The following is an 18,453-nucleotide window of genomic DNA, read 5'->3' as shown; positions in this document are numbered from 1 at the left end:
GCCCCCCTGCCCCAGTCCTCAATGCGACAGCAGCAGCGGCACCGGGCAGGTGCGCAGGACATGCCGCGTCCCGCTGCCGCGGTGCAGGAACGGGAAGCCGTAATGCCCGTGGGCGCCCATCACCAGCAGGTCGGCCCCGGTGTCCATGGCGCGGGCCAGCAGCGCGTCCATCGCGCCGATGTCGGTCACGGTGAAATGGGTCTGCTCGGCCGTCACGCCGTGCAAGGCGAGATGGTCGAGCACGCCGACCCGCGGCGTCTCCGGCGCGGAGGAGGAGGCCTGGGTCAGCACGGTGATGACCGTCACCTCCTTGGCCTGCTCCAGCATCGGCATGGCGTCGGACAGGGCGCGGGCGGCTTCGCGCTCGGCGTTCCAGGCGACGGCCACACGCTGGCCGATGGTGGCGAAGCGGCCGGCATAGGGGATGACCAGCACCGGGCGGCCGGAATTCAGCACCACCTGCTCGTTCAACTCCTCCGGCGCCGCCTGCGATCCGGCCTCGCGGTCATACTGGCCCAGCACCGTCAGGTCGGCGAAGCGCGACCAGATGATGACCTCGCGGATGACATGGTTGTACTCGCCATGGGTCAGGCCGTGCCAATGGCCCTGCAACCCGGACGCGGCGAGCTTTTCCGCGAACAGCGCCTCGCTGCGGGCCGCGGCTTCGCCCAGATGGTCGCTGGACCGGCGGGCGATCACGCTGGTGGCGTTGCGGTCGCCCTGCGCGAACAGGCCGCGCAGGACGGCGCCATGACGCTGGGCCAGCGCGATTGCGGCATCGAGACGCGCCTCGACATGCGGGCTGCTGTCGAGATGGACGAGGATGTGCTTGTAGGTCATGCGGGCCCTCCCGGTATGAAATGCGAAGTCTTATGACGTCTGCGGTTCTCCGCCGGGCCGATCTGCGGGACGAAACGCGGCCAGACGGATTGTTTCATATGCATCATGTTCAGCCGGGCGGCGTTCGTCCAGCCGCGTTCTTCCGGCCTGCGGCGAGAAGTCGCAACGAGACGAACCGGCCGTGCGGAAAAACCGAGCCGGGAACCGGTCAGGCGTCGCGGAACCGTCCATAGGTGTAATGCGCGGCGCACGCGCCCTCGGCCGAGACCATGCAGGACCCCATGGGGTTCTCCGGGGTGCAGACGGTGTCGAACAGCTTGCAGTCGACCGGTCGCTTCACCCCACGCAGGATGGCGCCGCAATCGCAGCCCTTGTGGTCGGGAACGCTGGCCCCGGCGATGGGAAAGCGCCGCTCGGCATCGAAGGCGGCATAGGCGTCGCGCAGCTTCAGCCCGCTGTGCGGGATGCTGCCCAGCCCACGCCATTCGAAGGACGGCCGGGTCTCGAAAATCTCCAGAACCAGCGCCTGGGCCTTGCGGTTGCCGTCGGCGGTGACGGCGCGGGTGAACTGGTTCTCCACCTCCGCCCGCCCGTCGTTGATCTGGCGGACCAGCATCAGGATGGATTGCAGCACGTCGAGCGGCTCGAATCCGGAGATCACCACCGGCTTGCCGTGCTCCGCCGCGGCCGGGGCATAGGCCTCCGACCCGATGACGACCGAGACATGGGCCGGCCCGACGAATCCGTCGAGCGACAGCCACTCGTCGGCCCCGGCCAGGATGCCCTGGATGGCCGACGGGGTGAGCACATGGTTGCAGAAGACGGAGAAGTTGGTCAGCCCCTGCGCCGCAGCGGCACGCACGGCCAGCGCCGTCGGCGGGGTCGTCGTCTCGAAGCCGATGGCGAGGAACACCACCTGCCGGTCCGGATTTTCGGCGGCGATGCGCACCGCCGCATCGGCAGTCACCACCATCCGCACGTCGGCCCCCTGCGCCTTGGCCTTCAGCAGGCTGAGCCGCCCCGATCCCGGCACGCGCATCACGTCGCCATAGGTGCAGAGCGTCACCTCCGGCCGGCGGGCGAGCGCGATGGCGTCGTCGATCCGCCCGACCGGCAGGACGCAGACCGGGCAGCCCGGCCCGTGGATCATCCGCACATTGCCGGGCAGCAGGTCGGGGATGCCATAGCGGGAGATGGCGTGGGTGTGGCCGCCGCAGAACTCCATCAGATGATAGGAGCGGTCGGCCCGCACCTCCCGCGCGATGGCGGCGGCGACATTGCGGGCCAGAACCGGATCGCGGAACTCTTCGACGTATTTCATGGTCGCTCCCTCTGCCCCGCCATTTCACCCGCAAGGCTGATCGTATGCGTTGATACGGATCAAGAGGGAAGCCCGGGAAATCGTCCCGCCGTCAGACTTTGTAGGCCAGCCGCAGCCCGCCCCAATGGCGTCCGCGCACGGTGACGGGGGCGGAGACGTCCTTCATCAGCGCGAACTTCCCGCCGCCCATGTCGCGCCGGTAGGTCTGGAGCAGAAAGGGCTTGGTGCTGCGGCCGGCGGCCAGCCCGACGCGGTCGTTGAAGATGCGGCGGTTGCGGCAGTTGGCGGCGTTCCAGACCGGGTCGCGGCCCTGGGGCTGGCTGAACTGACGGTTGTGGGTCGGCAGATAGCCGTTCTCGTCCACCGCCACGCAGAAGACGATGCGGCCGTTGGCCGTCAGCACCGGCTCCTGGATGCCGGGCAGGACGCGGTCGCACAGCTGGGTGTAGCGGGTCGTCACCTGCTGCGGGTCCGAACCGGCGACCGGCTGGTACTGGCGGTCGAACAGGTCGGATTCGCTGATGTCGCCGCGGGCCAGCGCATCCTCGAAGGCGGCGGACACCTTCGCGGCGGCGTCCTTCACCGCGGCGATGAAGGGGGTGTCGACCGTCTCAATGTTCAGTTCGGCGGTGACGCCGATCAGCCGCTCGCTCATCCCGACCAGGCTGTTCACCCGGTCGCGCGCCTGGGCCAGATTCTCGCTGGACAGTTTCACGCCCACCGCCAGATCGGCGATCTCGCGCTCCAGCTCGCCGCAATTGCCGCCGATCTCGGCCGATGCGGCATCGATCTTGTCGGTCTCGCCGTTCAGTTCGCGCATGGCGCGGCCGACCGTCTCGATCACCGTGCCGATGGCGGTGGTCCCCTCGCTGACCGCGCGGGCCTTGGCGGCGCTGGCGGCGCTCTCCGCCATCAGGCGCTGCGCCTGCTCGTTCAGGGACTTCAGCGTCGCATCGATCTCGGTCGTCGCCTCGCTGGTCTTGGTGGACAGCGACTTCACCTCGTTTGCCACCACGGCGAAGCCGCGCCCGGCATCGCCGGCGCGTGCCGCCTCGATGGTGGCGTTCAACGCCAGCAGGTTGGTCTGCTTGGCGATGGTGAAGATCTCCTTGGCGACCTTGCCGACGCGGTCGAGCGCGTCGCGCAGCCCGGCGATCTGCCCTTCGATCCCCGTCACCGACGACACCAGGGAATGGATGTCGGACAAGGATTTCTGCACGCGGTCGTGGGAACTGTCGACCTCCTGCCGCGCCTGTTCGGTCACCGAGCGCGCGATGGCGGAGGCCTGGGAAATCCGGTCCGTGCTGCGCGACATCTTGGCGCCGGTGTCGCGCAGCTGGGCGAACACCTCCGACTGGTGGGTGACGCGGGCGTTCACATCCTCGATATGGCCGGCGATATCCGCAATCTCGATGCCGAGGTTGCCAGCCTCCTCCGCGATGTCCGCGATCAGATGCGGACGAAGCCCAAAGCCACCATCCATCATGTCCACCATTTTTGCTGTTTTATAACTGAGCGCTTTCTCCCGAGACCGATTATTGCGCTTTTGATACAGATTCGCAACGAACGGGGTGACCGAGCCGAACCCGGCCCCCCTGTCCATTGGTAGGATACCTTAAGGAGAGGCGCGCCCAGTGATTGTGCAGCCTCCTTGGTTGGACGCGAAATACGGGATATCCCGCAATACGGTTCCGTATTACGCGCCGTGCGCGGTGACGTTCCGCTCTCAGCCGGCGATCCGGTGGTCTAAACGCTCGTCGGCCAGACCGGCGGGCTCCTGGTGGACCAGCACCTCGGCATTGGCGAAGGCGTCGCGCAGCCGCGTCTCGACACGGTCGGCGATCTCGTGCGCGGCGGTCAGGGTCAGGCCGCCGTCCAGTTCCAGATGCAGCTCGATGAAACAGCCGGTGCCGGCATTGCGGGTGCGCAGGTCGTGCAGGCCGCGCACCCCCGGCTCGGCCAGTGCCAGTTCGGCGATGCGGCCGCGCTCCTCTTCCCCCAGTTCGCGGTCCATCAGCACGTCCAGCGCATCGCGCGCAACGCCGCGGGCGCCGTTCAGCAGGAACAGGGCGATGCCGATGCCGAACAGCGGATCGACCGCAGCCAGCCCGGTCGCCTCGGTCAGCAGGATGGCGACGATGACGGCACCGTTCATCAGCAGGTCGCCTGAATAATGCAGCCGGTCCGCCCCGATGGCGACCGACCCCGTGGCGGCCTGCACCCGGCGCTGGAAGGTGATCAGCCCGGCGGTCAACAGGATCGACAGCAGCATCACCGCGATGCCCATCGTCCCCTCGGCGATCGGCTCCGGCCGGACCAGCCGCCGCACCGCCTCGATGCTCAGCAGCACGGCGGAGCCGCCGATGAAGGCGGCCTGGGCTAGCGCCGCCAGCGCCTCCGCCTTGCCATGGCCGAAGCGGTGGTTGGCATCGGCCGGGCGCAGGGCATGGCGCACCCCCAGCAGCGTCACCACCGAGGCCATCAGGTCGGTGCAGGAATCGATCAGCGAGGACAGGATGCTGACCGACTCGGTCAAGAGATAGGCACCCAGCTTCGCCGCGATCAGGGTCGAGGCCACCGACACGCTGGCATAGGTGGCGTAGCGGCGCAGACGGTCCGCCGAAGCCACGTTTTCCCCATTGTCGCCCACTGGTTCCCCCACTCCGCAATGCCGGCCGGGGCGCGACCGTAGCGGCCCATCCTTACAGGTCGCTTACGGCGCGCTCCGGTTTGACGGTTCCCTTTACGGGAACAGATGCTCGGTCGTCCAACCCGGCGCATCGGCAGCCGCTCCGTCCTCCCGCTGGAACACCAGCCGGTCGTGCAGGCGGAACGGACGGTCGCGCCAGAACTCGATCCGCGACGGCAGGACACGGAAGCCGGTCCAGTGCGGCGGCCGCGGCACCGTGCCGATGGCGTATTTGGCGGCGAACTGCGCGACGCGCTTCTCCAGCTCCCACCGGCCCTCCAGCGGGCGCGACTGCTGCGAGGCCCAGGCGCCGATCCGGCTGTCGCGCGGACGGCTCTCGAAATAGGCGTCGGCCTCGGCGTCGGTGACGATCTCCACCGCCCCCTCGACCCGCACCTGCCGGCGCAGGCTCTTCCAGTGGAAGCACAGGGCGGCGTTCCGATTCGCCAGCAGCTGCGTGCCCTTGCGGCTCTCGGTGTTGGTGTAGAAGACGAAACCGCGCGGATCGATCCCCTTCAGCAGCACCATCCGCACCGACGGAATGCCGCTGGCGTCGGCGGTGGCGAGCGCCATGGCGTTGGGATCGTTGGGCTCGCTCTGTTCCGCCTCCTTCATCCAGTCGGCAAAGAGGTCGTAGGGGGAGCGGGGATCGCGGTCGTTGCTGTCCGTCATTCCTGTGGTCCTGTCTCGATGGGTCCCGCGCCGCCGGACAAGGGGTTGCGCGGCCGGTGCGGGAGCGTTCTTTTGTGCAAAAGCGAAAGGGTCACAGCCTCATCACAATTCACAGCAAGCATAGGGTCGCTTATATCACTGTCCACCGCGAAGCCACCGATTGGCAGCCGCGGCAACCAACCTTTTCGAGGCGCAAGGATGTTCGTGAAGAAAGTCGTTCCGGCCGTGATCGTCGTGGGCCTGCTGGCCGGGTGCCAGACGGGCGGTCAGAAGGAAACGGTCGGCACGGTCGGCGGTGCGGTCGCCGGCGGCCTGATCGGTTCGCAGATCGGCGGCGGAACGGGCAAGCTGGTGGCGACCGGCGTCGGCACGTTGCTGGGCGCCTTCATCGGCAAGGAGATCGGCGGCTCGCTCGACAAGGCCGATGCCGGCTATGCCGAGACCGCCGCCCGCCAGGCCTATGCCGCCCCGGTCGGCGACCGCATCAACTGGAACAACCCGCAGTCGGGCAATTCCGGCACCATCGTGACCACCCGCGACGGCTACAGCAACACCGGCACCTATTGCCGCGAGTTCCAGCAGACCATCGTGGTCAAGGGGCGGACGGAGCAGGCCTACGGAACCGCTTGCAAACAGGCCGACGGTACGTGGAAGATCATCGGCAACTCGTAACACCGCCGACCCGCAACCTTTGAGCCCCCCTGGGGCGGGAAATCTCTGCCCGTGGCTACGCGCGATCCCTACAGCGTTCTCGGCGTCAGCCGGTCCGCCAGTGCCGACGACATCAAGAAGGCATACCGCAAGCTCGCCAAGCAGCATCACCCGGACCTGAAGCCGGGCGACGCCGCCAACGAGGAGCGGTTCAAGGAAATCTCGGCCGCCTACACGCTGCTGTCGGATGCCGAGAAGCGCGCCCGCTACGACCGCGGCGAGATCGACCCGTCGGGGCAGGAACGGCACGCGGGCTTCGGCTCGCGCGGCCGGACCGCCGGCAGCCGCGGCAAGGCCTACAGCAGCACCGCCGACGACAGCTTCTTCGGCGGCGGCGACGACTGGTTCTCCGACCTGTTCGGCGGCGGCCGGCGCCGCCCCGGCGGGCCGGGGGCCGGAGCGGGAGCCGGGGCCGGCGGCTCCGCCGGGCCGAAGGTGCGGGGCAGCGACATCTCCTATTCCGTCACCGTCCCCTTCATCGAGGCGGCGAACGGGTCGAAGCGCCGCATCAACCTGTCCAACGGCAAGAGCATCGACGTCGCCATCCCGGCCGGGACGGAGAACGAGTCGAAGCTGCGCCTGAAGGGCCAGGGCCTGCCCGGCATGGGCGGCATGCCCAACGGCGACGCCATCGTCGAGGTGCATGTCGAATCCCACCCCTTCTTCACCCGGCAGGACGGTGACATCCATGTCGAGGTGCCGATCACCCTGAACGAGGCGGTTCTGGGTGCGACCGTCAATGTCCCGACGATAAGCGGCAAGGTCGCGGTGAAGGTGCCGCCGGGCGCCAACACCGGCTCCGTCCTGCGCCTGCGCGGCAAGGGCGTGGTCAACCAGGCCACCAAGCAGCCCGGCGACCAGTATGTGAAGCTGAAGGTCGTCCTGCCCGACCCGCCCGACGGCGAACTGGTCAAGTTCGTCGAGGAATGGGCGAAGACCCGCAGCTACGACGTCCGCAAGAAAGCCGGGCTGGAGTAACCGCCGCCGCCGGGTTTCCCCCTCCCCTCAGGGCGCAGAACCGCTTCGGCCCGCCGCCGCTGCCGGTCCCCTATTTCTTCACCGCCCGCAGCGGCACCGGCCCGGTGCCTGCCTGCCCCGCCCCTTGCCCCGCCCCTTGCCCCGCCGGCTGCCCTTCCGGCGGCGGATCGTCGTTCAGCAGGGTCTTCAGCGGCACGTTCAGCAGATCGCCCTGCCGCGCCTCGGCGGTGTCCAGCAGGCGGGCGGTGCGCTCCTGCCAGGGCAGGTCAAGGCCGCCCAGCCCATGGACCGAGCCGCGCATGCCGATGCCCAGCGCCTTCATCAGCTCCAGCAGGGTCGCCTCGCCCATGTCGCGGGTGACCACCCAGGCGTCGCGGGTGGTGTGCGCCACCCAATGGGCATCGCGCAGCTGTTCCAGGATACCGTCGATCAGCAGCGTGCCCACCGGCACCCGCCCGACCAGCGTGCGGCGGCGCATGCCGACACCGAGCCGGCTCGCCTCCATCAGCTCATGCAGGACGGCCAGCGCCAGCGCCAGCCGCTGGGCCGGCAGCAGCCCCTCCATGCCGCCGCGGGTGACCTTGCCCGCCCGCCATTCGGGCAGCGACGCGGCGACAACCGCGCCGAACAGCACCGTCGACCACGCGATGTAGAGCCAGAACAGGAAGATCGGCACCACCGACAGGGCGCCGTAGATGGTCTGGTAGGCCGGGTATTCGCGCATGTACCAGCCGAAGATCGCCTTCGACCCTTCCAGCAGGATGGAGCCGATGGCCCCGCCGCACAGCGCGTCCAGCCAGAACACATCCCGATTCGGGATCACCAGATACAGCAGCGAGCAGCCGACCAGCTGCAAGGCGAAGGGCAGCAGCATGCCGATCCCTGCCAGCGGATGGACGACCCCTTCCAGATGCGCGACCTCCAGCGCCGTCCACAGCGTGCTGGACAGGGACAAGCTGGCACCGGCGAACAGCGGGGTCAGCGAGACCACCGCCCAGAAGGACAGGATGCGCGTCACGTAGGACCGCGGCTCGCGCACGCGCCAGACCGTGGCGAAGGATCCCTCGATGGTCCAGATCAGCAGCACCGCCGACACCGCCAGCCCGATCACGCCGAAGATCGGCATCTGGCCGGCGTTCGCCATGAAGCGGCCGAGATATTCCAGGATCGCGTCGCCGATCTCCGGCACCAGGTTCTTGACCAGCGCGGTCTGGATGCGCAGTTGCAGGGCACTGAAGGCCGGGAATGCCGAGAAGATGGCGAAGCCGATGGTCATCATCGGCACGATGGCCAGCAGCGAGGTGTAGGTCAGCGCCGCGGCGGTCTGGAAGCAGTTGTCGTTGTAGAAGCGCAGCATGGAGTGGCCGAAGAAGCCGCCAAGCTCCCGCAGGCCGGTCAGGATGCGGCTGCGCTCGGCGTCCTCATGGCCCGGATTGTCCTTAGGATGAGACATGCGACGCCTCCTGCGGCAAGACAGCCCGCGTCGGTTTGACCGTTGGGCGCTTTCGTGTAGGATGCGCCCCACTTTTCGCGGCTGGAGCCGCAGCACATCCGTCGTTCACGAGGTTCCGATGTCCAATCCGATGCCGCTCATGGCCGGCAAGCGTGGCCTGATCATGGGCGTGGCCAACGATCGTTCGATCGCCTGGGGGATCGCCTCCGCCCTGGCCCAGCACGGGGCGGAGCTTGCCTTCACCTACCAGGGCGACGCGCTGCTGAAGCGGGTGAAGCCGCTGGCCGAGCAGGTCGGCGCCAAGCTGGTCCTGCCCTGCGACGTCACGGACGAGGCCAGCATCGATGCGACCTTCGCCGCCATCGAGAAGGACTGGGGCAAGCTGGACTTCGTGGTTCATGCCATCGCCTTTTCCGACAAGAACGAGCTGGACGGGCTGTACCTGGACACCACGCGGGCCAACTTCCTGCGCACTATGGACATCTCCTGCTACTCCTTCACCGCGGTGGCGCAGCGCGCCGTGCCGCTGATGAAGGACGGCGGCAGCCTGCTTACCCTATCCTACTATGGCGCCGAGCGCGTCATGCCCCATTACAACGTGATGGGTGTCGCCAAGGCCGCGCTGGAAGCCAGCGTGCGCTATCTGGCAGTCGATCTGGGTGGCCGCAACATCCGTGTCAACGCCATCTCCGCCGGTCCGATCAAGACTCTGGCCGCCAGCGGCATCGGGGACTTCCGCTATATCCTGAAGTGGAACGAGCTGAACGCCCCGCTGAAGCGCAACGTCACCATCCAGGAGGTCGGCGGCGCCGGCCTGTTCCTGATGTCCGATCTGGGCAGCGGCGTCACCGGCGAGGTGATGCATGTCGACAGCGGTTACCACACCGTCGGCATGGTCGCGGTGGACGAGGCGGCCGAAGTCGCCAGCCTGCTGGGCTCGCTGGGCGGCACGCCGAAGGCCGGCTGAGGCCACGGCCCGCTCGGTGGAACAGCCGGACGGTGCACGCAATCGCACGATGAAGAGAGGGATCGGTCCGCCGATCCCTCTTTGCGTTTGCGAATACGGCGTTTATGATTTGAGAAATATTCGCGGGATTGGGTAATATTCATGCGCGCTCGCAAGAAAATGGACTCGGTTTCTCCGATCCTTGAGCAGATCCTGTATGGCGGGTCCAGCGTGTCGATGAATCTCATCGGCATCACGCGCGAGATTCCGGAAGAGCAGCGCATGTTCAAGGCTCAGGGCCTGAACAACTGCATCCTGTTCAAGTACCCGAACTTCGACGACCGCGACGACGACGGCGGCGATCCCATCGCCGAGGACGAGGAGCTGGAGGGCGGCGAGCGCCCGGTCGAAACCGGGATCTATGTGCCGCACAACTCCAAGGCACCGGAGGCCGGCGGTGTCGCCGTCTATCTTCGCGGCCGCAACAGTGCGGCCCTGCTGGAAGAGCAGTTCGGCATCAAGCACGGGCCGCAGGAAAACGGCATCATCGGCGACATGAAGATGCTCCAGATGATCGACGACGTGCCGTCGCTCGACGCCTTCCTGCTGAAGACCTGCTTCGAGGCGGAGAAGATCAACGTCGATCCGCGCCACTGGCTGATCTCCAACGAGGAGGACCATCAGCTCCGCCGCCTGATCCGCGCCCGCATCGAGCCGATCGTCCGCAAGGCGCTGTCGGGCAGCCAGGGCAGCGCCGGAAGCGTCGAACGCTTCCTGGAGGCGATCTGGAACCCCAACCTGGAAGAAGCCGGCCTGTTCGTCTCCGCCTTCGGCATCGAACGGTCGGAGGCCGACACCATCTTCAGCGCGTGGAAGGGCACGACCTTCTACGAATACCAACTGCGCCGCATCGCCCCGCGCGCCCGCACCATCCTGACCTGGCTGAAGTCGCGCGAGTGCATCCCGGTCGACATCCGCATGCACAAGCCCTACGAGACCCAGCTGCTGATGCACATCGAGAAGGTGGGCAAGCTGCTGGAGACGACGCTGCTGGACATCCGCACCATCCTGTCGGACTACGAGGCCTCCTTCAGCAGCTTCATGGCCGGCCAGCCGGAGCCGTTCCGCGACTATCTGCGCAGCATCCGGTCGCGCTACTGGCTGCTCGGCTACTGCGTGTCCGCGCTCACCAGCGTCGCCCATCTCGACGCCCGCTGCATGAAGAACACGCCGACGCGCAAGCTGTATTTCGAGGGCATGCAGAAGCTGCTGCGCCAGTTCGACGTGGCGCTGGACCGCCGCCGCGAGCAGAAGGGCGCGCTCTGAGCGGTTCCTGCCCACTTCGAAATCTGCCAAAGAAAAAAGGCGGCGCCTCGCAGCGCCGCCTTCTTCATTTCCGAACCCGGAGCCTCAGGTGCCCTGCGGTTCCGGACCCATGCCACCGCTTTCCTGCCCGGTGCTGGGCGGAACGGAGGAGCGGCGGCCGGAGCCGGTGGTCGGACGCGGCGGGACGGCCATCGTCTCGCGGTCATCGTCGCGCAGGATCGGTTCGCCGCGCAGCAGACGGTTGATCTCGTCGCCGCTCAGCGTCTCGTACTCCAGCAGGCCCTTGGCCAGTGTGTGCAACTGGTCGATGTTCTCGGTCAGGATGACCCGCGCGCGGTCGTAGCTCTCGTCCACGATGCGGCGGATTTCCTCGTCGACCAGTTGGGCCGTGCGGTCGGACATGTTCTTGTGCTGGGTCACGGAATGGCCCAGGAACACCTCCTGCGTCGGCTCGCCGTAGAGCAGCGGGCCGAGCTTGTCGCTCATGCCCCACTCCGTCACCATCCGGCGCGACATCTCGGTCGCCATCTTGATGTCGCCCGAGGCGCCGGTGGTCACCCGCTCCTTGCCGAAGATCAGCTCCTCGGCGATGCGGCCACCCATGGCGACGGTCAGGTCGGCCAGCAGCTTGGCCTGCGACAGGCTGATGCGGTCGCCTTCCGGCAGGCGCATCACCATGCCCAGCGCACGGCCGCGCGGGATGATGGTGGCCTTGTGGACCGGGTCGCTGTCGGCGCAGTGGATGGCGCAGATGGCGTGGCCGGCCTCGTGGTAGGCGGTCAGCTTCTTCTCGTCCTCGGTCATCACCATGGAGCGGCGTTCCGCACCCATCATGACCTTGTCCTTGGCGTTCTCGAACTCGGACATGCCGACGACGCGCTTGCCGATGCGGGCCGCGAGCAGCGCCGCCTCGTTCACCAGGTTCGCCAGATCGGCGCCCGAGAAGCCGGGGGTGCCGCGGGCGATGACCTTGGCGTCGACGTCCGGCGACAGCGGAACCTTCCGCATGTGGACCTTGAGGATCTTCTCGCGGCCCAGCACGTCGGGGTTCGGCACCACGACCTGACGGTCGAAGCGGCCCGGACGCAGCAGAGCGGGGTCGAGAACGTCCGGACGGTTGGTCGCGGCGATCAGGATCACGCCCTCGTTCGCCTCGAAGCCATCCATCTCGACCAGCAGCTGGTTGAGGGTCTGCTCACGCTCGTCGTTGCCGCCGCCCAGGCCGGCACCGCGATGGCGGCCGACCGCGTCGATTTCGTCGATGAAGATGATGCAGGGAGCGTTCTTCTTGCCCTGCTCGAACATGTCGCGGACGCGGGACGCACCCACGCCGACGAACATTTCGACGAAGTCCGAACCGGAGATGGTGAAGAACGGCACATTGGCTTCGCCGGCCACCGCGCGGGCGGTCAGCGTCTTGCCGGTGCCCGGAGGACCAACGAGCAGGCAGCCCTTCGGGATCTTGCCGCCCAGCCGCTGGAACTTCTGCGGGTCCTTCAGGAACTCGACGATCTCCGTCAGCTCCTGCTTGGCCTCGTCGATGCCGGCGACGTCGTCGAAGGTGACGCGGCCGACCTTCTCGGTCAGCAGGCGGGCCCGCGACTTGCCGAAGCCCATGGCCTTGCCGCCGCCGGATTGCATCTGGCGCATGAAGAAGATCCAGACGCCGATCAGCAGAAGCATCGGGAACCAGGACAGCAGCACCGAGAACAGCGACGGCACGTTGCTGTCGTCGGGGACCGCGTTGATCCGGACGTTCTTGTTGGTCAGGCGCTCCACCAGCCCCGCTTCGGGCGGGACATAGGTGCTGAAGGAGCGGCCGTCGGAGAAATGGCCCGAAACCTGGTTGCCCTTGATCGTCACGTCGGCGACCTGGCCCCGGTCCACTTCGGCGAGAAGCTCGCTGAACGGAACGGTCGTTTGCGGGCTGCGGGTGGAGGAACTCTGGAACAGGTTGAACAGGGCCACGAGCAGCAGCCCTATGATGATCCAGAGAGCGAGGTTCTTGCCGAAATTGTTCACGTCACACGCCTTTCTGCGAACCCATCGCCATGCGGTGCGCCGACAAGGCCGCACCCCGGTCTCCTACGGGCACGTTCCCAGATTAAATAATGCCGTCCCGGTCCGAAACAACCGTAAAAGCTGGTCTTCCCAACGACGAAAGTGGACAAAACCTTGCGCGGTCCACCGGATGCTGTCCATCCGCGTCGAACCCGTAGCACATGCCGATCATCGGCACACCAAGCAAATCCGTGCCCGACCAAAGGCTTGGCAGGGTTTCCCGCACCGGAACCGGCAGGTCGGGCACCCCCTTCGGCGCTTGGCGACCTGCCCATTCGCGCCAACCCTCGGCCCCCAGCGCCGCGACCGTGACGGGCCGGCAATGGCCGGGCGACACCCTCAGGTCGAATCGACCGTCCCAGCGAATTGTTCCTCCGGGGGCCACCGTCGGCCGCTCCGTCACCGCCACCGGTTCGCGCGCGACCATGACCGCGCCGCGCCGCATCCGGACGACGCAGCCGCCCAAGGTCGCGCCCGTCTTCGCTCCGCCCTGCCCGTCCTTCAAACCGTCGAGCAGCCGCTCCAGCGCTTCGTCGCGCACCGGGTACGCCGGTCCGCCGACCGCGGCCAGCGCGGCACCCAGAGCCCGCAGCGCGATCTCCAGCGGTGCGGCGCGCAGCGGTGCCGGCGCCAGGGTGATCCAGCCCTCCGGATGAACGGTTGCGGCCTCTGCCAGCAGCGCGGCCGTCGCCTGTTCCAGCGCCGCCCGGGCACGGCCGGCGCGCCGGGCGACCTCGCCCAACCGGCCGGCGTCGAGCCCCTCCCCGCCCAAAGTCTCGCGGGCGGCGCGCAGCCGGGCACGGGCGAAGCGCGGGTTGCTGTTGGAGGGATCCTCGATCCAGTCCACGCCTCCCGCGCGGCAGGTCGCCAGCAGCCGCTCGTGGGAAAAGCGCAGCAGCGGCCGGATCACCCGCACCGCCCCATCGGCACGGACGGGCGCCATCCCGGCCAGCCCGTCGATGCCGGACCCGCGGGCCAGCCTCAGCAGAACCGTTTCAGCCTGATCATCACGATGATGGGCGAGCGCCAGATGCAGGATGCCGGCCTCGGCGCAGGCCGCGCCGAGCAGCCGGTGCCGCGCCGTCCGGGCGGCAGCCTGGATTCCGGCCGACGGCTTCGCCCCGTCCCAGCGCAGGATGCGGTGGGGAACGCCGAGACGGGCCATCGCCCGCCCGACCGCTGCCGCCTCCCCGGCGGACTCGGGCCGCAGCCCATGATCGACGGTCAGCGCCAGCAGGCTTCCGCCCCGCTCCGCGACCCAATGCCGCAGCAGCAGGACCAGCGCCACGCTGTCGCCACCACCTGAAACCCCGACCGCGACGGCTGGTGACGGTTCGAATCCGCCCAGCGCCGCCAGGGCGTGGGCGAACTCCTCCCGCGATACCGGCCCACCGTCCCCGGGGCCGTCTTCGGAGTCGCCGCCCATCAGGCCGGGCAATTGATGCGCTTGCGCTCCGTATCGGCGCGGCGCTTCACGCTGGCCGAGGCTTCGGGGAACTTGGTCAGCAGCTGGCCGAAGGCGGTGCAGGCGTCCGACTTCTTGTTCATCTGCTGCAGGGTCATACCCAGCTTCAGCAGGCTGTCGGCCGCCTTCGGGTTGGTGCGGTACTTGGATAGCACCTCGGCGAAGGCCTGGGCCGCTTCCGGGAACTTGTTGCGGACGTAATAGCTCTCGCCCAGCCAATATTGCGCGTTGCCGGCATAGGCATGCGACTTGTTCTTGACGATGAACTCCTGCAACGCCTTCTCCGCCCGGTCATAGTCGGAGTTGCGCAGCAACTCGAACGCCTGCTCATACTGCTTTTCCGGCGACAGTCCGGCGGTCGAGGGCGGATTGGCCGAAGCGGTCTGCGCCGGCTTGTCGGCCTTCTTCTCGTCAGCCGCGGCAGCCTTGGACGGCTTGGTCGGGGCGGCATCGGACATGGCACCCCCCATGGCGCCGCCGGCGGTCCCGCCGCCCTTCTCCAGATCCTTCAGGCGGAAATCGACGTCGGCGTTCACCTTCTCCAGGCGCTCGCGCAGCTGGCTGAGCTGATAGGTCGATTCCTCGTACTTGCCGGTCAGATCCTGGATGGTGCGCTCCAGGTTCTGCAGGCGGATCTCGAAATCGGCGGCGACGGAGGGCGACAGCTGCGCCACCTCCACCGGACCGCCCAGTGCCGCGACCTGCGTTTCCAGCGATTGCAGCCGCTCGATCTGCCCCTTCGACTGGGCCAGGGCGGGGCCCACGGCTGGGGTTGCCGCGAGCATGCCACCCAGCAGGAGGGCGGCGACGGGACGGATGTTGGTCATGCGCGTGGGATCCTGAGGAGATCTGATGCCGGGGGAGCACCCACGGCGACCATGGCGAACGATAAAGGCGACGCGATGGCCGCTGTTTAGCAGAACTTGCGCGTCCACGCAAAGAACCGACCTTGCCGGATTTTTCCGGCCCCCGAAAAGGATCTTCCGGGAAGATGCCGCCAAAAAAGAAAAGGCGCCGCCCCCGGTTGCCCGGCGGCGGCGCCCTTCCCTGTTCCCCGTCAGGCGGGGACCGGCGTCATCAGTTGACGACGGTCACGCCACGGCGGTTCTGCGACCAGGCGGCCTCGTTCGAACCAACGACGGCCGGACGCTCCTTGCCGTAGGAGACGACGTTGACGCGGTTCGGGGTGATGCCCTTGGCGGCCAGGTAGTTCTTCACCGAGTTGGCGCGACGCTCACCCAGGGCGAGGTTGTACTCGCGGGTGCCGCGCTCGTCGGCATGGCCCTCGACAGTGACGGTGACCGAGCCGTAGGTCTGCAGCCACTTGGCCTGACGGTCGAGGGTGGCGCGAGCCTCCGGCGACAGGTCGAAGCGGTCGAGGCCGAAGAAGACGCGGTCGCCGACGTTGACGACGAAATCTTCCGCCGAGCCCGGACGGACCGACGACTGCTGGGCACCGGTGTTGGCGCCGTTGGCGGCGTCGTTCGGAGTGGATTCGCAAGCGGCGAGCAGAGCGACCGCGGCGAGAGCGAGGAACTTCATACGCATGTTCAGGGACCCCTTGAACGAAACTTGTTTGATGGTCGAACTTTGTCTGCACAGGAGCCGCTTCTTTCCGCCAATCCCCGACGAAAAGACGACGTTCGACCTTTGTCTTGAGCATTGCTCCCGCGTGGCCGCAAAATAGGGCTACTCCACTAGGGAATCAAGGGCGACCACGCGGGGTCCGACGCATCGACCGGGGTGCTCACGCGACGCTCGTTGGCGCCGGTGATGTCGATGCTGTACAGCTTTGCGTTGCGGCCACGCCCGTCACCCGACGGCAAGTCCTTGAAGAACATGATGACTCGGCCGTTGGGGGCCCAGGTCGGACCCTCGACGTGGAAGGCTTCGGTCAGGATCCGTTCCCCCGTCCCATCCGGACGGATTACGCCAACTGCAAAGCTGCTACCACGCTGGCGCGTGAATGCGATCAGGTCGCCGCGCGGCGACCACACCGGCGTACCGTACCGGCCCTCGCCGAAGGTCAGCCGCTTCACGCCCGAGCCGTCGGCGCCCATGACATAGAGCTGCTGGGTGCCGCCGCGGTCCGACTCGAAGACGATGCGCTGGCCGTCCGGCGAGTAGCTGGGGCCGGTGTCGATGCCCGGCGCATCGGTCAGCTGGGTCTGGCGGCGGGTGCGCAGGTCCAGCGTGTAGATGTCGGTGTTGCCGTTCTGGGCCATCGACATGATGACCTTGTTGCCGTCCGGCGAGAAGCGCGGAGCGAAGGTCATGCCGGGGAAGTCGCCCAGGACCTCTTGGCGGCCGGTGTCGATGTTGAACAGGTACACGCGCGGCTTCTTGTTGAAGTACGACATGTACGTGATTTCCTGGGACGTCGGCGAGAAGCGCGGCGTCAGGACCAGGGTCTGGCCGTCGGTCAGGAACTGATGGTTGGCGCTGTCCTGGTCCATGATGGCCAGCTGCTTCTTGCGCGCGTTCGCCGGGCCGGATTCGGCGACATAGACGATGCGCGTGTCGAAATAGCCGTCCTCGCCGGTCAGGCGCTTATAGATGGCGTCGGCCACGATGTGGGCGATGCGGCGCCATTCCTGCGGCGAGGCGCTGTAGCTCAGCCCTTGCATGTACTGGCCGGCGGCGACGTCCCACAGGCGGAAATCGACCTTCATGCGGCCGTCGGCGCCCGTGGTGGTGTTGCCGGCGACCAGGGCCTGGGCGCCCAGCGCCTTCCAGTCCTGATAGCGCGGCTCGCCGCTGCGCAGCTGGTCCGGCGTCTGCAGGAAGCCGCGCGGGTCCAGCGGCTTGAACAGGCCGGAGCGCTCCAGATCGTCGGAGATCACCTTGGAGATGTCGGCGCCCATCTGCGCATCGCGCCCGCCCGATCCGGCGAAGCTGGTGATGGCGATGGGCAGCGGCTCGGACACGCCCCGCGTGATGTCGATGCGCAACTCGGCGCGCGCCTCCTGCGGAGCGGCAACGCCGAGGGAGAGGAGAAGCGCGCCGGTGGCCCCGGCCAGCTTCAACAGAAGCCTCGTCTTCGTCGTCATGGTCAGAACATGTCCCTCGGGTCGAAATTGAACACGATGAAGCGCCAATCTTCATAAGTCTGCGGCGTGAACTCGCTGGTCAGCAGCTCCAGGGGGCTGGACCGCTTGACCGCGCGCACCGCCGCGTCGGCCGACGCCCGGAAGGCGGCATCCGACATGTAGCGCGACCTGTACTTGTCGTCGATCCAGGCGCGAACCACGCTGTGGTCGCGGCCGACCTCCACATGGATCTCGATCTGCATCGAACCGGCGTCCTTGCGGCCGCTGTCGAAGTTCCAGTTCTTGCTCAGCTGGCCGCGGATGGCGTCCAACGCGCGGCCGGATGGCTTGAACGGCTTGTCGGGGCCGTTTGTTGCCTTGGCCGCCCCGGCCGGAGCCGCCGACGCGGTCTTCTGGCTGGGCTTGGCGTCGCTGTTGGCGCTGGCCGATGCCTTGCCGTCAGCCTTCGGGTTGTCCGACGGCTTGATCTTCCCGACGTTCGACAGCAGGTCGGACAGCGGGTCGGCCTTGGCCGACGGCTTCTCCGGCTGCTTGGCCGGCGCATCCGCCTTCTTCGTCTCGGCCTTGGCATCCTTCGGCGGCTCGGCCTTCGCGACCTCCTTGGCAGGCTCCGGCTTCTTCGGCTCCGCCTTGGGCGGTTCCGGTTTCGGCGGTTCCGGCTTAGGAGGCTCGGGCTTTTTCGGCTCGGGCTTGGGCGGCTCCGGTTTCGGAGGCTCGGGCTTGGGCTCGTGCTTCGGCGGTTCCGGTTTGGGCGGTTCCGGCTTCGGCGGCTCGGGCTTGGGAGGCTCCGGCGGCTTCGGAGTCGGCGACGGCGCCGGATCCGGGGGCGGAGGCGGCGGGGGTGGCGGCGGAGGAGGAGGCGGGGGCGACGGGGTCGGCTTGGGCGGCGGCGTCGGCTCGCGCGGGGGCGGCGGCACCTGGGCGACCTTCGGCGGCTCCGG

The 18,453-nt window shown here is 67.8% G+C and carries 16 protein-coding genes; 4 read left to right on the top strand and 12 right to left on the bottom strand.

Annotated features, from left to right (window positions below; translation table 11 throughout):
- Window positions 1–18: 18 nt before the first annotated feature.
- The 5 genes from TSH64_RS02405 to pdxH form a co-directional block, all read right to left on the bottom strand.
- The gene (locus TSH64_RS02405; RefSeq protein WP_109095408.1) at window positions 19–840 is read right to left on the bottom strand and encodes a universal stress protein; all 822 of its coding nucleotides are present in this window, start codon (window positions 838–840) and stop codon (window positions 19–21) included.
- 208 nt (window positions 841–1,048) lie between these two features.
- Window positions 1,049–2,161 (bottom strand): hydrogenase formation protein HypD, encoded by a 1,113-nt coding sequence (hypD, locus tag TSH64_RS02400; RefSeq protein ID WP_109095407.1) that lies wholly within the window; start codon window positions 2,159–2,161, stop codon window positions 1,049–1,051.
- 91 nt (window positions 2,162–2,252) lie between these two features.
- The gene (locus tag TSH64_RS02395; RefSeq protein ID WP_247872702.1) at window positions 2,253–3,656 is read right to left on the bottom strand and encodes a methyl-accepting chemotaxis protein; all 1,404 of its coding nucleotides are present in this window, start codon (window positions 3,654–3,656) and stop codon (window positions 2,253–2,255) included.
- Window positions 3,657–3,887: 231 nt separating this feature from the next.
- Complete coding sequence (locus TSH64_RS02390) at window positions 3,888–4,790, bottom strand: cation diffusion facilitator family transporter (protein WP_199237407.1); 903 nt, start codon at window positions 4,788–4,790, stop codon at window positions 3,888–3,890.
- A 114-nt stretch (window positions 4,791–4,904) separates the two neighbouring features.
- Complete coding sequence (gene pdxH, locus TSH64_RS02385) at window positions 4,905–5,522, bottom strand: pyridoxamine 5'-phosphate oxidase (RefSeq protein ID WP_109095405.1); 618 nt, start codon at window positions 5,520–5,522, stop codon at window positions 4,905–4,907.
- Window positions 5,523–5,720: 198 nt separating this feature from the next.
- Between pdxH and TSH64_RS02380 the strand changes: the two genes are divergently transcribed.
- Window positions 5,721–6,194: an RT0821/Lpp0805 family surface protein gene (locus tag TSH64_RS02380; RefSeq protein WP_109095404.1), complete on the top strand. Its 474-nt coding sequence runs from the start codon at window positions 5,721–5,723 to the stop codon at window positions 6,192–6,194.
- A 51-nt stretch (window positions 6,195–6,245) separates the two neighbouring features.
- Window positions 6,246–7,211: a J domain-containing protein gene (locus TSH64_RS02375; protein WP_109095403.1), complete on the top strand. Its 966-nt coding sequence runs from the start codon at window positions 6,246–6,248 to the stop codon at window positions 7,209–7,211.
- A 70-nt stretch (window positions 7,212–7,281) separates the two neighbouring features.
- On the opposite strand, the gene TSH64_RS02370 is transcribed toward TSH64_RS02375, so the two are convergent.
- Window positions 7,282–8,664, bottom strand: coding sequence for a YihY family inner membrane protein (locus tag TSH64_RS02370; RefSeq protein WP_247872701.1), 1,383 nt, complete (start codon window positions 8,662–8,664; stop codon window positions 7,282–7,284).
- A gap of 118 nt (window positions 8,665–8,782) precedes the next feature.
- On the opposite strand from TSH64_RS02370, the gene fabI reads away from it, so the two are divergent.
- Together fabI and TSH64_RS02360 are read left to right on the top strand one after the other, a co-directional pair.
- Window positions 8,783–9,631: an enoyl-ACP reductase FabI gene (gene fabI / locus TSH64_RS02365; RefSeq protein WP_109095401.1), complete on the top strand. Its 849-nt coding sequence runs from the start codon at window positions 8,783–8,785 to the stop codon at window positions 9,629–9,631.
- Between the two features lie 141 nt (window positions 9,632–9,772).
- The gene (locus TSH64_RS02360; RefSeq protein ID WP_109095400.1) at window positions 9,773–10,936 is read left to right on the top strand and encodes a hypothetical protein; all 1,164 of its coding nucleotides are present in this window, start codon (window positions 9,773–9,775) and stop codon (window positions 10,934–10,936) included.
- A gap of 84 nt (window positions 10,937–11,020) precedes the next feature.
- Here the strand turns inward: TSH64_RS02360 and ftsH are convergent, their stop codons facing one another.
- The 6 genes from ftsH to TSH64_RS35760 all read right to left on the bottom strand — a co-directional run.
- Window positions 11,021–12,958, bottom strand: a complete 1,938-nt coding sequence (gene ftsH, locus TSH64_RS02355; protein WP_109095399.1) for an ATP-dependent zinc metalloprotease FtsH — start codon at window positions 12,956–12,958, stop codon at window positions 11,021–11,023.
- An 82-nt stretch (window positions 12,959–13,040) separates the two neighbouring features.
- Window positions 13,041–14,435: a tRNA lysidine(34) synthetase TilS gene (gene tilS, locus TSH64_RS02350; protein ID WP_247872700.1), complete on the bottom strand. Its 1,395-nt coding sequence runs from the start codon at window positions 14,433–14,435 to the stop codon at window positions 13,041–13,043.
- Entirely contained in the window at window positions 14,423–15,289 is an 867-nt protein-coding gene (gene ybgF / locus TSH64_RS02345; RefSeq protein ID WP_109095398.1) for a tol-pal system protein YbgF, read from the bottom strand. The genes tilS and ybgF overlap by 13 nt, the downstream gene beginning before the upstream one ends.
- 250 nt (window positions 15,290–15,539) lie before the next feature.
- Entirely contained in the window at window positions 15,540–16,010 is a 471-nt protein-coding gene (pal, locus tag TSH64_RS02340) for a peptidoglycan-associated lipoprotein Pal (protein WP_098740232.1), read from the bottom strand.
- Window positions 16,011–16,159: 149 nt separating this feature from the next.
- Window positions 16,160–17,512 carry a Tol-Pal system beta propeller repeat protein TolB gene (gene tolB, locus TSH64_RS02335; protein WP_109095397.1) on the bottom strand — a complete coding sequence of 451 codons (1,353 nt, stop codon included), beginning with the start codon at window positions 17,510–17,512 and terminating at the stop codon, window positions 16,160–16,162.
- Between the two features lie 2 nt (window positions 17,513–17,514).
- Window positions 17,515–18,453 (bottom strand): hypothetical protein (locus TSH64_RS35760; RefSeq protein WP_199237405.1); only part of this gene is annotated, 939 nt, incomplete at its 5' end.

It is taken from the genome of Azospirillum sp. TSH64 (assembly GCF_003116035.1).
Taxonomy (GTDB): domain Bacteria; phylum Pseudomonadota; class Alphaproteobacteria; order Azospirillales; family Azospirillaceae; genus Azospirillum.
Note: the sequence above shows the minus strand (reverse complement) of the source record. Positions and strands in the feature narration are given on the sequence as shown.

Excerpts from the sequence above, each read along its gene's own strand:
- TSH64_RS02405 (WP_109095408.1), bottom strand. The coding sequence starts at position 840 with ATGACCTACAAGCACATCCTCGTCCATCTCGACAGCAGCCCGCATGTC.
- hypD (WP_109095407.1), bottom strand. The coding sequence starts at position 2,161 with ATGAAATACGTCGAAGAGTTCCGCGATCCGGTTCTGGCCCGCAATGTC.
- TSH64_RS02395 (WP_247872702.1), bottom strand. The coding sequence starts at position 3,656 with ATGGTGGACATGATGGATGGTGGCTTTGGGCTTCGTCCGCATCTGATC.
- pdxH (WP_109095405.1), bottom strand. The coding sequence starts at position 5,522 with ATGACGGACAGCAACGACCGCGATCCCCGCTCCCCCTACGACCTCTTT.
- TSH64_RS02380 (WP_109095404.1), top strand. The coding sequence starts at position 5,721 with ATGTTCGTGAAGAAAGTCGTTCCGGCCGTGATCGTCGTGGGCCTGCTG.
- TSH64_RS02370 (WP_247872701.1), bottom strand. The coding sequence starts at position 8,664 with ATGTCTCATCCTAAGGACAATCCGGGCCATGAGGACGCCGAGCGCAGC.
- fabI (WP_109095401.1), top strand. The coding sequence starts at position 8,783 with ATGTCCAATCCGATGCCGCTCATGGCCGGCAAGCGTGGCCTGATCATG.
- TSH64_RS02360 (WP_109095400.1), top strand. The coding sequence starts at position 9,773 with ATGCGCGCTCGCAAGAAAATGGACTCGGTTTCTCCGATCCTTGAGCAG.
- ybgF (WP_109095398.1), bottom strand. The coding sequence starts at position 15,289 with ATGACCAACATCCGTCCCGTCGCCGCCCTCCTGCTGGGTGGCATGCTC.
- pal (WP_098740232.1), bottom strand. The coding sequence starts at position 16,010 with ATGCGTATGAAGTTCCTCGCTCTCGCCGCGGTCGCTCTGCTCGCCGCT.
- tolB (WP_109095397.1), bottom strand. The coding sequence starts at position 17,512 with ATGACGACGAAGACGAGGCTTCTGTTGAAGCTGGCCGGGGCCACCGGC.